General features: G+C 64.7%; 14 protein-coding genes. 11 read left to right on the plus strand and 3 right to left on the minus strand.

Annotated elements, in window-relative coordinates:
- The first annotated feature begins 13 nt into the window (after positions 1 to 13).
- Positions 14 to 736: a YjbE family putative metal transport protein gene (locus tag IWY39_RS10475; protein WP_107124958.1), complete on the plus strand. Its 723-nt coding sequence runs from the start codon at positions 14 to 16 to the stop codon at positions 734 to 736.
- 263 nt (positions 737 to 999) lie between these two features.
- Here the strand turns inward: IWY39_RS10475 and IWY39_RS10480 are convergent, their stop codons facing one another.
- The gene (locus IWY39_RS10480) at positions 1,000 to 1,950 is read right to left on the minus strand and encodes a quinone oxidoreductase family protein (protein WP_107125028.1); all 951 of its coding nucleotides are present in this window, start codon (positions 1,948 to 1,950) and stop codon (positions 1,000 to 1,002) included.
- Between the two features lie 17 nt (positions 1,951 to 1,967).
- Complete coding sequence (locus tag IWY39_RS10485; protein ID WP_107125029.1) at positions 1,968 to 2,666, minus strand: dienelactone hydrolase family protein; 699 nt, start codon at positions 2,664 to 2,666, stop codon at positions 1,968 to 1,970.
- Between the two features lie 149 nt (positions 2,667 to 2,815).
- On the opposite strand from IWY39_RS10485, the gene IWY39_RS10490 reads away from it, so the two are divergent.
- From IWY39_RS10490 to pepN, 7 genes are all read left to right on the plus strand, one after another.
- On the plus strand, positions 2,816 to 3,064 hold the full coding sequence (locus IWY39_RS10490; RefSeq protein WP_107124959.1) for a DUF6489 family protein: 249 nt from the start codon (positions 2,816 to 2,818) through the stop codon (positions 3,062 to 3,064).
- 15 nt (positions 3,065 to 3,079) lie between these two features.
- Positions 3,080 to 4,363, plus strand: a complete 1,284-nt coding sequence (mnmE, locus tag IWY39_RS10495; RefSeq protein ID WP_107124960.1) for a tRNA uridine-5-carboxymethylaminomethyl(34) synthesis GTPase MnmE — start codon at positions 3,080 to 3,082, stop codon at positions 4,361 to 4,363.
- 61 nt (positions 4,364 to 4,424) lie between these two features.
- A complete protein-coding gene (mnmG, locus tag IWY39_RS10500) occupies positions 4,425 to 6,275 on the plus strand; it encodes a tRNA uridine-5-carboxymethylaminomethyl(34) synthesis enzyme MnmG (RefSeq protein WP_107124961.1) in 1,851 nt (616 codons plus the stop codon).
- Complete coding sequence (rsmG, locus tag IWY39_RS10505) at positions 6,272 to 6,916, plus strand: 16S rRNA (guanine(527)-N(7))-methyltransferase RsmG (protein WP_196871441.1); 645 nt, start codon at positions 6,272 to 6,274, stop codon at positions 6,914 to 6,916. The genes mnmG and rsmG overlap by 4 nt, the downstream gene beginning before the upstream one ends.
- The gene (locus IWY39_RS10510; RefSeq protein WP_017183204.1) at positions 6,913 to 7,695 is read left to right on the plus strand and encodes a ParA family protein; all 783 of its coding nucleotides are present in this window, start codon (positions 6,913 to 6,915) and stop codon (positions 7,693 to 7,695) included. The genes rsmG and IWY39_RS10510 overlap by 4 nt, the downstream gene beginning before the upstream one ends.
- Positions 7,692 to 8,615 carry a ParB/RepB/Spo0J family partition protein gene (locus IWY39_RS10515; protein ID WP_017183205.1) on the plus strand — a complete coding sequence of 308 codons (924 nt, stop codon included), beginning with the start codon at positions 7,692 to 7,694 and terminating at the stop codon, positions 8,613 to 8,615. The genes IWY39_RS10510 and IWY39_RS10515 overlap by 4 nt, the downstream gene beginning before the upstream one ends.
- 119 nt (positions 8,616 to 8,734) lie before the next feature.
- A complete protein-coding gene (gene pepN / locus IWY39_RS10520; protein WP_107124963.1) occupies positions 8,735 to 11,332 on the plus strand; it encodes an aminopeptidase N in 2,598 nt (865 codons plus the stop codon).
- A 13-nt stretch (positions 11,333 to 11,345) separates the two neighbouring features.
- Here pepN and IWY39_RS10525 read toward each other — a convergent pair whose 3' ends face one another.
- Positions 11,346 to 11,861: an outer membrane protein assembly factor BamE gene (locus IWY39_RS10525; RefSeq protein WP_026002401.1), complete on the minus strand. Its 516-nt coding sequence runs from the start codon at positions 11,859 to 11,861 to the stop codon at positions 11,346 to 11,348.
- Between IWY39_RS10525 and IWY39_RS10530 the strand changes: the two genes are divergently transcribed.
- Genes IWY39_RS10530 through IWY39_RS10540 form a run of 3 tightly spaced genes read left to right on the plus strand, consistent with a single transcriptional unit; the run spans position 11,841 to position 13,080 of the window.
- Positions 11,841 to 12,020, plus strand: a complete 180-nt coding sequence (locus IWY39_RS10530; RefSeq protein WP_167383138.1) for a hypothetical protein — start codon at positions 11,841 to 11,843, stop codon at positions 12,018 to 12,020. The two genes, IWY39_RS10525 and IWY39_RS10530, sit on opposite strands and share 21 nt — an antisense overlap.
- A gap of 5 nt (positions 12,021 to 12,025) precedes the next feature.
- The gene (locus IWY39_RS10535; protein ID WP_107124964.1) at positions 12,026 to 12,553 is read left to right on the plus strand and encodes a ubiquinol-cytochrome C chaperone family protein; all 528 of its coding nucleotides are present in this window, start codon (positions 12,026 to 12,028) and stop codon (positions 12,551 to 12,553) included.
- The gene (locus IWY39_RS10540) at positions 12,550 to 13,080 is read left to right on the plus strand and encodes a DUF177 domain-containing protein (RefSeq protein ID WP_107124965.1); all 531 of its coding nucleotides are present in this window, start codon (positions 12,550 to 12,552) and stop codon (positions 13,078 to 13,080) included. Before IWY39_RS10535 ends, IWY39_RS10540 begins: the two co-directional genes overlap by 4 nt.
- Positions 13,081 to 13,126 lie beyond the last annotated feature (46 nt).

Genomic DNA, 13,126 nt, shown 5'->3' on the forward strand with positions numbered 1-13,126 from the left:
GGATTACGCCGAGATGTTCGACCTTCTCACCACCGCCGCAGCCGCCGCTCAGGGGCTGGGTTCGCCCGCTGATGTCTGGGGGCATATCGTCGATGATTTCAGCAATATCACGTCTGCTAGCCAACTTCAGGCTTTTGGCGCGGTGTTGATGATCGACATTATGCTGGCGGGCGACAATGCGATCGTCGTCGGTGCGCTGGCGGCAGGACTGCCCGCCGCCCAGCGCAAGAAGGTCATCCTGATCGGCATCATCGCCGCGCTGGTGCTGCGCATCGCCTTTGCGCTGGTGGTCAGCCAGTTGATGCAGATTGTCGGCCTGATCCTGGCTGGCGGCCTGCTGCTGCTGTGGGTCAGCTTCAAAATGTGGCGTGAACTGCATCCCAAGCGGGGTGGCGAAACGCCCGGCGACACCAGCGACGATGATATATCGGGCCTGCGCCCGGCCAAGAGCTTCGCCGCCGCCGCCTGGGCAGTTGCCGTCGCCGATGTCAGCATGAGCCTGGACAATGTGCTGGCGGTCGCTGGCGCGGCCAAGGACCATCCTGGCATCCTGATCATCGGGCTGATCCTGTCGGTGGCGCTGATGGGCATCGCGGCGAACATCATCGCCAAATATATCGAGCGTTTCCGCTGGATCGCCTATCTCGGCCTGGCGGTGATCGTCTATGTCGCGGTCAAGATGATCTACGAAGGCTTCGTCGATCATCAGGTAGGCATATTGACGCTGTTCGCCTGAGGCGGAACGCAGCGACGCCACAAAAAGGGGGGCGGAACCACACAGGTTTCGCCCCCCTTTTTTGTGGCGTTTATGGCCCAATGAGGCTGTCGCATATGGAGCCATCCCCACTATACTCGTCACCCTGAACTTGTTTCAGGGTCCATTTCTCGCCCCAAACGGTGGCGTTTGGGGCACAATGGATGCTGAAATGAATTCAGCATGACGAAGTAAAATGAGGTCCGTTCCGTACGCGATAGCGGTGCTTCCCCATCGGGGGAGGATCACACCACCAGCACCGTCGCCCCGGTCGTCTGCCGCGCCTCCAGCGCGCGGTGCGCCTGCGCCGCGTCGCTCAGCGCGAAACGCTGGCCGATCACCGCTTTCACCACGCCGCGCTGCATCCGGTCGAACAATCGCTCGGCGGTGTTGGCCAGTTCCTGTGGCGTCGCGATATAATCGAACAGGGTAGGGCGGGTGACATAGAGCGATCCGCCACGGCTGAGTTCCAGAAGGCTGACCGGCGGCACCGCGCCCGACGCATTGCCATAGCTGACCATCAGTCCGCGCCGCTTGAGGCTGGCGAGCGATGCGGCCCAGCTATCCTTGCCCACGCCATCATAGACGACATCGACGCCCTTGCCGCCCGTCAGGTCGCGCACCGTCGCCGCCAACCCGTCAAAGGGACCGTGCAGGCTATGGTCGGCATCGACCTGCGCCGCCTTTTCGGCGGACCCGCAATGGGCGATGACGGTCACGCCCTTGTCGCGCAGCCAGGGGACCAGTATCGATCCGACACCGCCAGCCGCCGCATGGACCAGCGCCACCTGCCCGGCGTGCAGGTCGATACTGTCCTCGGCAAGGTAGCAGGCGGTCATGCCCTTGAGCATCATCGCAGCGGCATCTTCGTTCGACACGCCATCGGGAATCGTCACGGCCTTGTCAGCGGCGATGATACGGTGGCTGGCATAGGCGCCCAGCCCGCTGACACAGCCAACCCGATCGCCAACGGCAAAGCCCGTAACGCCTGCGCCGACAGCCACCACCCGGCCCGCGCCTTCCGACCCCAGGGGGGTGGGAAGGGGCGCGGGATAGAGGCCGGTGCGATAATAGGTGTCGATGAAGTTGAGGCCGACGGCGTCCTGCGCAACCAGCAGTTCGCCTTCACCCGATGCGCCGGGATCGAAATCCTCGCGCACGATCACTTCCGGCCCGCCATGGCTGCGGGCGACCATGCGCCACGCTCCCGCCATCAGGCGAGATGCTCGGCAAAGAAATCCGCCGTCCGCTTGTCCGCCAGTTGGGCCGCATCCTCGTCCCGGCGATTGCCCATTTCAGCGGCAAAGCCGTGGTCCAGACCGTCATAATCGTGCAGCGTGACATGGCGATTATCGTCCAACCCGGCATGCATCGCGGCCTGCGCCTCGGCGGGGACGAAGCCGTCCGCGGTCGGAATATGCAGCATGGTCGGCTTGCCGATCGCATGTTGCTCACCCAGCAAGCCGTCGATGCCCACGCCATAATAAGCCACGAACGCATCGCCATCGGTCCGGCACGCGGCCATGAAAGCCAGTCGCCCGCCCAGGCAATAGCCGACCAGCCCGACCTTGCCGCCGCCGACAGCTGCCCGCGCCGCCCGGATCGTCGCCTCGATGTCGCGGATCGCCTGGTCTTGATTCAGCTTTTGCATATGGCCCAGCGCGGCCTGGAAATCCTCCGGCACGTCGGCGTCCAGTTCGACATGCGGCTTTTCGCGCCAGAACAGGTCGGGGGCATAGGCGACATAGCCCGCCTTGGCCCAACTGTCGCACTTGCGGCGGATGCCTTCATTCACGCCGAAAATTTCCTGAATGACGACGATCGCGGCGGTGGCGTCCTCTGCCGGCTTGGCGACATAGGCGTCGAATGCGCCGTCCTCTTCCAGCGTGGGGACGGAAATAAAGCCTGCCATGGGAATCCCTTCCAACTGTTGTGCCCGGCCCATATTGGCCTGATCGACAGGCAGCGCAACGGGCGTATCGCCCAAAATATTTGCCATGACCGCCCCACTTGCGGCATGACGGGCGCAACGGAATTTTCCGCGCTGGAAGGGCTTTGAACATGAAAGTGACCGTCGATGTCGATTGCAGCCCGGCCGAAGCGCGCGCTTTCCTGGGCCTGCCGGACGTGACCCCGATTCACGACAAATATATCAAGACGATGCTGGAAGGTTTTGAAGGCGTCGGCAGCGCCGAACAGATGGAAACATTGTTCAAAAGCTTCTCCCCCATGGGCGATGCGGGCGTGCGCCTGTTTCAGCAGATGATGAATATCGGCCTGTCGGGCATGTCCGCCACCGAGAAGAAATAAGCCACGCCACCGACCGTGACCGACACGATTTTCGCCCTGTCGAGCGGCGCGCCGCCCGCAGGGATTGCGGTGATCCGCGTCAGTGGTCCCGCCGCCCGCGCCGCGCTGGAACGATTGGCCCGCCGCGTCCCGCCACCGCGAACCGCTAGCCTCGCGCTGCTGGTCGACCCGCAGGACGATGCGCCGCTCGACCGGGCCTTGACCCTGTGGCTCCCCGGTCCGGCAACCGTCACCGGCGAAGACCTGGTCGAGTTGCACTGCCATGGCGGCCGCGCCGTCGTGGCGGCAGTAGAGGCGGCGCTCGCGGCGATGCCGGGGCTGCGCCGCGCCGAAGCGGGCGAGTTTACCCGTCGCGCCTTCGCCAATGGCCGGATGGACCTGAATGCGGTGGAAGGGCTGGCGGACCTGCTGGCCGCCGAAACCCAGCAACAGCGCCGCGCCGCGCTGATGATGGCGGAAGGGCATTTCTCCCGACGGATAGAAGGCTGGCGCGCGACCCTGCTCGACCTGTCGGCGATGGCGGAGGCCGCGCTCGATTTCTCCGATGAGGATGATGTGCCCGACGCCGCGATCGAAGAGCGGATCGGCGCAGGCATCATGGCCCTTGCGCAGGATGTAGCCGCTGTGCTCGCCGCGCCGTCTGCCGAGCGGTTGCGGGATGGTGTGCGAGTGGTACTGGCCGGGCCGCCCAATGCGGGCAAGTCGACCCTTCTCAATGCGCTGGTCGGACGGGATGCAGCGATCGTATCCGACATTGCCGGGACGACGCGCGACCGGATCGAGGTGCCTGCGGCGATCGGCGGCGTCGCTTTCCTGTTCACCGACACGGCGGGACTGCGGGACGAGACAGGCGATGCGATCGAGGCGATCGGCATCGACCGGGCGCGATCGGCGCTGGCGGCGGCGGATATCATCCTGTGGCTGGGCGATGACGCAGACGCACCGCGCGACGATGCGATATTGATCGCGGCGCAGTGCGACCGCGACGGCGCGGCAGAGCGTCCGGGCCTGCGCCTGTCCGCGCGCACGGGCGAAGGGATGGACGCATTGGTGGCGTTGCTGCTGGAGCGCGCCGCGCACATGTTGCCGGGCGAGGGCGATTATGCACTGCACGCGCGACAGCGACAGCGCGTTGGACAGATTGCGGCGTTTCTCCATTCCGCCGCTGGCGCGCATGACCTGCTGATCCTGGCCGAGGAGTTGCGACAGGCGCGGCGAGAGATCGACGCGCTGACCGGCCAGGCCGGAACCGAGGATATGTTAGACCGGCTGTTTGCGGGCTTCTGTATCGGCAAATGAGCGGCATGTTCCACGTGGAACGCTTTTGCTCCGCGCGCCCCTTTCTGATAAGGGCGGCACCATGCGAACAACCTATGATGTGATCGTGGTCGGCGGCGGCCATGCCGGGTGCGAGGCGGCCGCTGCCGCAGCGCGGAAGGGCGCGACGGTGGCGCTGCTCACCTTTGAACGGGCGACCGTGGGCGCGATGTCCTGCAACCCGGCCATCGGTGGTCTGGGCAAGGGCCATCTGGTGCGCGAAGTCGACGCACTGGACGGACTGATCGCCCGCGCCGCCGATGCCGCTGCAATCCATTATCGCATGCTGAACAGCAGTAAGGGCGCAGCGGTACAGGGGCCGCGCGTTCAGGCGGACCGCAAGAGGTATCGCGCGGCGATCCATCAGATGCTCGACGCGCAGCCGGGACTGACGATCGTAGAGGGTGAGGCGGATGCGTTGCTGCTCGACGGGGAGGCTGTTGCCGGGCTGAAGCTGGCGGACGGGCGGCTCTTGTCCGCCCCCGCCATCGTGCTGGCGACCGGGACGTTTCTGGGCGGCAGGCTGTTCCGGGGTGACGAGCGCGAGACCGGCGGTCGCGTAGGCGAGCGCGCGGCAACGACACTTGGCCTTCAGCTGCGCGAGATTGGCTTGCCGATCGGCCGGCTCAAGACCGGCACGCCGCCGCGCATTGATGGTCGCACGATCGATTGGGCGCGACTGGAGGCGCAGCCGTCGGACGGCGCAGGCTGGACCATGTCCCCACTATCGGATGGTCGCGTCCTGCCGCAACTCGCCTGCGCCATCACCCGCACCAATGAACGCACCCATCAGATCATCCGCGACGGGCTGGGGCGCTCGCCTCTGTTCAGCGGCGCGATAGAGGGGCGGGGGCCGCGCTATTGCCCGTCGATCGAGGACAAGATCCAGCGCTTCGGCGATCGCGATGGCCATCAGATTTTTCTGGAGCCGGAGGGGCTGGACGACCCGCTGGTCTATCCCAATGGCATCAGCACGTCGCTGCCGACCGATGTGCAGGCCGCGATGGTCCGCTCGATGCGCGGGCTGGAGCAGGCCGAGATCGTCGTACCAGGCTATGCCGTCGAATATGATCATGTCGATCCGCGCGCACTGGACTCTTCGCTGGAAGTGCGCGCCATCCCCGGCCTGTTCTGCGCGGGACAGATTAACGGCACCACTGGCTATGAGGAAGCGGCGGCGCAGGGACTGATCGCCGGTGCTAACGCCGCGGCGCGGGCGCGTGGGGAGGCGGCTTTGGTCCTTGATCGCGCCAGCAGTTATATCGGCGTGATGATCGACGATCTGGTTTTACAGGGTGTGACGGAACCCTATCGCATGCTGACGGCGCGCGCCGAATATCGACTACGCCTCCGCGCCGACAATGCCGAAACGCGATTGGGTGCGATCGGCCTAGCGCATGGACTGATCGGCTCGGTGCGAGAGGCGCGGTTGGGGAGTCGCGCGGCGCAACGTCGGGCGATCGAAACCGAACTGGCGCGCATGAGGACCGCCACGGAAATGGCTCGTGCGGGGGCATCGGTTCGGCAGGATGGCGCGCGGCGCAGCCTGTTCGAATGGGCGCGTTTCCCTGAGGTGAACGAGGCGCTGTTGCTCGAACTGGTGCCCGGCTTGCGCAATGCGCCGGACGATCTGCGCGCCGAGATTTTGGAGGACGCCCATTATGCCCCCTATCTCGAACGGCAGGATGCCGAGATTGCCGACATGCGCCGCAACGAGCGGGTGATAATTCCCGCCGATTTCGACTTTGCACGGATTGGCGGTCTGTCGACGGAGATGATCGAGCGGCTGGATGCGGCGCGACCCGATACGCTCGCAGCGGCTGGCCGGATCAGAGGCATCACCCCGGCGGCACTGGCAGCAATTCTTGTTCATGTCCGCCGGGTGGCCGCGTGACGGAAGATGAAGCGCGGGCCTGGCTCGATACACAGTTCGTTGTTTCACGTGAAACATGGGATCGATTGGAGCGCTATGTCGCGATCCTGCTGGCCGCGATGGACGAGCAGAATCTGATCGCCCAATCGACCCGCCCCCATGTCTGGGCGCGGCATATCGTGGATTCCGCGCAATTGCTGCGCCATGCGGAGGATGCAGAGGAGGGGGATTGGTATGATCTCGGCTCTGGTGCGGGGCTGCCCGGCATCGTCATCGCCTGCCTTTCTACCAGGCCAGTTGTGATGGTGGAATCGCGGCGCAAGCGGATCGAATTTCTGGACGGCGTGATCGACGAACTGGGTCTCAAGCGCGCGCATGTGTTTGGTGGACGGGTCGAAGCGGTTCCGCCAACGGCAGCGGCGGTCATCAGCGCGCGTGCCTATGCGCCCTTGCCCAAACTTCTGTCGTCCGCGGCGCATCTGGCGAATGAAAAAACGCTATGGGTGCTGCCGAAGGGACGAAATGCGCAAAATGAACTGGAGGCCGTGCGCCCATCGTGGCAAGGTGACTTTCACATGGAAGCCAGCGTAACGGATGCCGATAGCGCCATCCTGATCGCCCGATCCGTCAAACCCGTCGCCAGGAGGAAAGGCCGCGCATGATCTGCATCGCCATCGCCAATCAGAAGGGCGGCGTGGGCAAAACCACCACCGCCATCAATCTGGCCACGGGATTGGCGGCCACGGGGTTGCGCGTGTTGCTCGTCGATCTCGATCCGCAGGGTAATGCGTCGACCGGCCTGGGCGTCATGCAGGCGGATCGGGCGCAGTCCAGCTATGATCTTCTGGTCGGTAATTGCGCGCTGGAGGACGCCATTGTCGCGACCCGCGTGCCCAAGCTGGACATCGTTCCCGCGACGCAGGATCTGTCCGGCTGCGAGATTGAGCTGATCGAATATGAAGAGCGGACGCACCGACTGGAACGGGTCTTGTCCGAAGCTCCGGCAGGTCGATGGGACATCTGCCTGATCGATTGCCCGCCGTCGCTCGGCCTGCTGACGATCAACGCGATGGTGGCGGCGCAATCGCTGCTGGTGCCGTTGCAGTGCGAATTTTTCGCGCTGGAAGGGCTGTCGCAGCTGCTCCAGACGGTGGAGCGCATCCGGGGCCGGTTCAATCCCAGCCTGTCGATCATGGGTGTGGCGCTGACCATGTATGACCGGCGCAACCGGCTGACCGATCAGGTTGCCGACGATGTGCGCGCCTGCCTGGGCGATCTGGTATTCTCCACCGTCATCCCGCGCAATGTGCGCTTGTCCGAAGCGCCCAGCCATGGCGTCCCGGCGTTGATCTATGACTTCCGCTGTTCGGGGTCGGAAGCCTATATGCGACTGGCGCGCGAACTGATCGCGCGCCTGCCCCGGCAGGAGGTAGCGGCTTGAGCGACGAAACCAGCGAAAAGCCCAAAATGGCCAAGCGCCCGCACGGGCTGGGCCGTGGCCTGTCCGCGCTGCTCGGCGATGTCGCGCGCGAAGAACCTGTCGCGGCGGTCGCGCCATCGCCATCGGGCAAGGCGATCCAGTCCATAGAGGTCGCGCTGATCCAGCCGCACCCGGAACAGCCGCGTCGCCATTTCGACGAAGGCGCGTTGCAGGAACTGGCCGAAAGCATCGGCAAACGCGGCGTGATCCAGCCGATCATCGTCCGGCCCCATGGCGGCGGCTTCCAGATCGTCGCGGGCGAACGCCGCTGGCGCGCGGCGCAGCGCGCCCATCTGCACCGCATCCCCGCGATCGTGCGCGATTTCGATGAGGCCGAAACGCTCGAAATCGCGCTGATCGAGAATATCCAGCGTGAGGATCTCAACCCGATCGAAGAGGCGGAAGCCTATCGCAAACTGATCGCCGAATTCAGCCATAGCCAGGAAGCGCTTGGCCGCCTGGTCGGCAAATCGCGCAGCCATGTGGCCAATCTCATGCGCCTGCTCGATCTGCCAGCAACGGTGCAGCAGCAGGTGGTCGAACAGAAAATCAGCATGGGCCATGCCCGCGCGCTGATCGGCGCGCCCGATTGCGAGGCGCTGGCGCGGCAGGTCGAACAGAAGGGACTGTCCGTTCGTGATACCGAACAGCTGGTTCGCCGGGTCAAGAAGGGCGAGGACGCACCGGCCGCACGGCGCGGCGGCGGTTCGGGCGACAAGGATGCGGATATTGCCGCGCTGGAGCAGCATCTGGCCGACATATTGGGGCTGAAGGTCGATATCGATCATGCCAGCGGCGCGGGCGGTACGCTGTCGCTGCGCTACTCGACGCTCGACCAGCTCGATATGCTGTGCCAGCGCCTGTCGGGCGAACGCATTTAGGCGATCACGGGGTAGCGCGCTGCCGACCGTGAATCGCCATATGCGACATGGGCGAAGTTTGAAGAGTTTGAACCAAAGCAGACTGGTCTTTTACCCACCCGCTCCCTAGGTTGCGGGGCATGGCCGACATGCAAAGCTCTACCGCCGCTCCCACGATCATCCGTCGCTCGGATTATCGCCCGCCCGACTGGCTGGTCCCCGCCATCGCGCTGGATTTCGATCTCGACCCGGCGCTGACCATCGTTCGCGCAACGCTGTCGGTCACGCGCAATGGCGATCATGACAGGCCGCTGCGCCTCGATGGCGACGGGTTGGTGCCGCTGGAGGTGAAGGTCGACGGCACGGCTCTGGCTGCGGATGACTGGCATATGGAGGCCGGGTCGCTGATCATCGCGCTGTCCGGCGCGGCGCACAGCATCGAAACGCTCGTCGAGCTGGCCCCGGAAAGCAACAGCAAGCTGATGGGCCTCTACGCCAGCGGCGGCCTGCTCTGCACCCAGTGCGAGGCGGAAGGGTTCCGGCGCATCACCTTCTTCCCCGATCGGCCCGATGTCCTGTCGCGCTACAGCGTCCGGCTGACCGCCGACAAGGCGCGCTATCCCATCCTGCTGGCCAATGGCGATCCGGTCGAGCAGGGCGTGCTGGACGATGGCCGCCATTGGGCGCTCTGGAACGATCCCTTTCCCAAGCCCTGCTATCTGTTCGCGCTGGTTGCCGGCGACCTGGCCTGCAACGCCGATCGCTTCGTGACGATGAGCGGACGGGAGGTGCAGTTGGGCATATGGGTGCGCGAAGCCGATCTGCCCCGCACCGCGCACGCCATGCAGGCGCTCAAGAACAGCATGGCGTGGGACGAGCGCGTCTATGGCCGCGAATATGATCTGGACGTGTTCAACATCGTCGCCGTGGCCGATTTCAATTTTGGCGCGATGGAGAACAAAGGCCTCAACATCTTCAATTCGCGCTACATATTGGCCGATCCCGAAACCGCGACCGACATTGATTATGACGGGGTCGAAGGCGTCGTCGCGCACGAATATTTCCACAACTGGTCGGGCAACCGCGTCACCTGCCGCGACTGGTTCCAGTTGAGCCTCAAGGAAGGATTCACGGTCTTTCGCGACCAGAATTTTTCCGCCGACATGGGTAGTCACGCGGTCAAGCGGATCGAGGACGTCCGCATCTTGCGCGCCGCCCAGTTCCAGGAGGATAGCGGCCCGCTCGCGCATCCGATCCGTCCTGAATCCTATATGGAAATCAGCAACTTCTACACCGCGACCATCTATAATAAGGGGGCGGAGATCATCCGCATGATGGCGCTGATGCTGGGTGCTGAACGCTTCCGCGCCGGCAGCGATCTCTACTTCGACCGGCATGACGGGCAGGCCGCGACCTGCGAGGATTTTGTGGTCGCGATGGAAGAGGGCGGAGGCATAGACCTGACCCAGTTCCGCCGCTGGTATGAGCAGGCGGGCACACCGCATGTCCGCGCGCTGCTGCGCCATGACGCGGCGACCGGCACGGTTGACCTCGATCTGCAACAGAGCATCCCGCCAACCCCCGGCCAGCCCGACAAGCAGCCCATGGCCATTCCGCTGCGGGTCGCCTTGTTCGATCCCGCTACCGGCACGCATCATGGCGATGAATTGCTGATGCTGACGGAGGCGCAGCAGAATGTTCGTTTCGAAGGTTTCGCCGCCCCGCCGATCCTGTCAATCAACCGTGGCTTTTCCGCCCCGGTGATCGTGGAAACCAACCGCAGCCAGGATGATCTCGCGTTCCTGTCGGCGCGGGATGACGATCCGTTCGCGCGCTATGAAGCGATGCAGCAGCTGATGGTCAACGTTCTGGTCGGCGCGATCGCGGGGCAGCCAGTCGATGACGCCGCCGTCGTCGCAGCGGTGCGCAATACGATCAGCGATCCCGTGCTGGACCCTGCCTTCGTCGCCGAAGCCATCCGTCTGCCCAGTGAAGCCTATCTGGGTGACCAGATGGCGGTCGTCGACCCCGATGCCATCCATGCAGCGCGGGAATCGCTGCAACAGCGGATCGGCGCGGATCTGGCGCCGCTATGGCGCGACATGCACAGCCGCACCAAGGCGAACGGCTTTTCGCTGTCACCGGCGGCCAAGGGCGCGCGCAAGCTGCGCAACGCAGCGTTGCATTATCTGGTGGCGTCGGGCGCGGAGGATGGCCCCGCCATTGCCTTCGCCCAGTTCCACGAGGCGGACAATATGACCGAGCGGCAGGCAGCGCTCGCCACGCTGGCCAATGGGACCAGCATGGAACGCGACGCTGCGATCGACATATTCTACAACCGCTATGGCCATGACGCGCTGACGCTCGACAAATGGTTCCAGACCCAGGCGTTCGCGCTGCATCCCGATACGGTCGATCAGGTCGAGGAACTGGGGCGGCACAAGGCCTTCACTCTGTCCAATCCAAACCGGGTGCGGTCCCTCTATGGCGCATTTTCGGGCAACCAATGGGCGTTCCACCATCGGTCGGGCAAAGGGTATCAACTGGTGGCCGACTGCATCATCGCGCTCGACAAGCGCAATCCGCAGACCGCGGCACGGCTGGTCCCGCCCCTGGGGCGTTGGAAGCGTTTCGATGCTGATCGGGCCGCGCTGATGCGCGCGCAATTGTCACGCATCCTGGCGCAGCCGGGCCTGTCGAAGGATGTCACCGAACAGGCCAGCAAAAGCCTGGAGTGAGGGGCAGGCGGGCTTAGCTGCCGTTCGGGCCGCCGCCCGGACCGCTGCCGCCGGCATTGCCGCCCATGCCGCCAGCGCCGACTGCACCGATATTGCCGAATATCTCGTCAAACAGGCTGCGATTGCGGCCCAGCGTCGGCGTCTTGTCGCCCATGGGCGAAATATGGGCGACCTGTTCCAGCCCCATGCGATCCACCGCTGCGACATTGCCCGCCGCGTCGAAATGGACGCGCAGCACCGTCTGGGCGACGGGCTTGGGGTTGGAGAAGGCCAGCGCGCGCATGTCGCGCGACACATAATACCAGTCCTGCTCGCCAAATTGCGAGACGAAGCTGGGACGACCCAGCGTGCCTTCCACCGATGCGCGATTGTCGATGCCCGGCTGGACCGAATCGACCAGCAGCTTGTCGACCTGATAGCCCTGATGGGTGCGGATGCGGGTGCAGCCCGATGCTCCCAGCACCAGCGCGCCCAGGCCAAGAGCCAACAGGACACGCCCGCGTGTGGAATGACGGCTGAACTGACGCATGGACTTCTCCTGGCGGAACGCTCCCGCGAACCCAATAAACATGACGCCGCCATTGCATTGGGCAGCGGCTCGATCAATATGGAAATGCGTCGCTCCCGGCAAGGGGCGACACTTGGCAAGACGGTGCTCCGTCGAACGATCCATCTTAAAAAAGCATAGTCCCCATGTCCACAGCCTCCCCTTCCTTCCTCCAGCGCCTGTTTGGCCGCACCGATCCCAAGGATGGATTGCTGCCGCTCTACAACGTCATCGTCGCGCAGGGGCGGCAGCCGCACTGGTATATCGACGGCGCGGTGCCCGACACGCTGGACGGACGATTCGACATGATCGTCGCGGTCCTGGCGCAGGTGCTGATGCGGCTGGAGCAGCAGGGGGCAACGCAGGAAAGCGTCTGGCTGACCGAATTGTTCGTCGATGACATGGACGGTCAGTTGCGTCAGGAAGGCATAGGCGATGTCGTAGTCGGAAAGCATATCGGCCGGATGGTGGGCGCGCTGGGCGGCCGGATCAGCGCCTATCGTGCCGCGCTGGCCGGGGAAGCCGACATGGCCGACGCGCTGCGCCGCAACCTCTATCGCGGCGCGCCGGTGAGCGACGCCGCGCTCGCCCATGTCGAAGGCGCGTTGCGAGAACGCTGGACGCGGCTGGGCTGCCTGACCCGCGATGCGATGCTGGCGGGGGACCTGGGATGAGCGCGCTGCCGACGCCCGAATTTTCGCGCCCCGTCCGGCTGGACCAGATCGGCCATATCAGCGGCAGCACCAGCATCGTCGCCGACGCGGCCGAGCGGGAAGCGCTGATGCGCCGGTTCGGCCTGCTGGCGCTCGATGCGCTGGAGGCGGACTATCGAATCAGTGAGGAGAATGGCAGCATCTTCGCACGCGGTCGGGTGCGGGCCAGCCTGGCGCAGGCCTGTGTCGCGACTGGCCAGCCGGTGGCAGAAACTATCGACACAGATTTCCTGCTCCGCTTCGTCCCTGACGATGAGGAACTCCTCGAAGGGGCCGAAATGGAGCTGGATGCCGAAGATTGCGACACGATCGGCTATAGCGGCAACAGCATCGACATGGGCGAAGCCGTCGCCGAGACAGTGGCGCTGGCGATGGCGCCCTATCCCCGCGCGCCCGATGCCGACGCCATTTTGCGCGAAGCAGGCGTGTTGCAGGAGGATCAGGCCGGTCCCTTTGCCGCTTTGCTGGCACTTAAGGGCAAGGAATAAGCCGCGGTCGCGGCTACGCTGTTTCCCTTTCGTTCCTGTCATGGCA

This window comes from Sphingobium sp. JAI105, assembly GCF_015752145.1.
In the GTDB taxonomy this organism is placed as follows: Bacteria; Pseudomonadota; Alphaproteobacteria; order Sphingomonadales; family Sphingomonadaceae; genus Sphingobium; species Sphingobium xenophagum.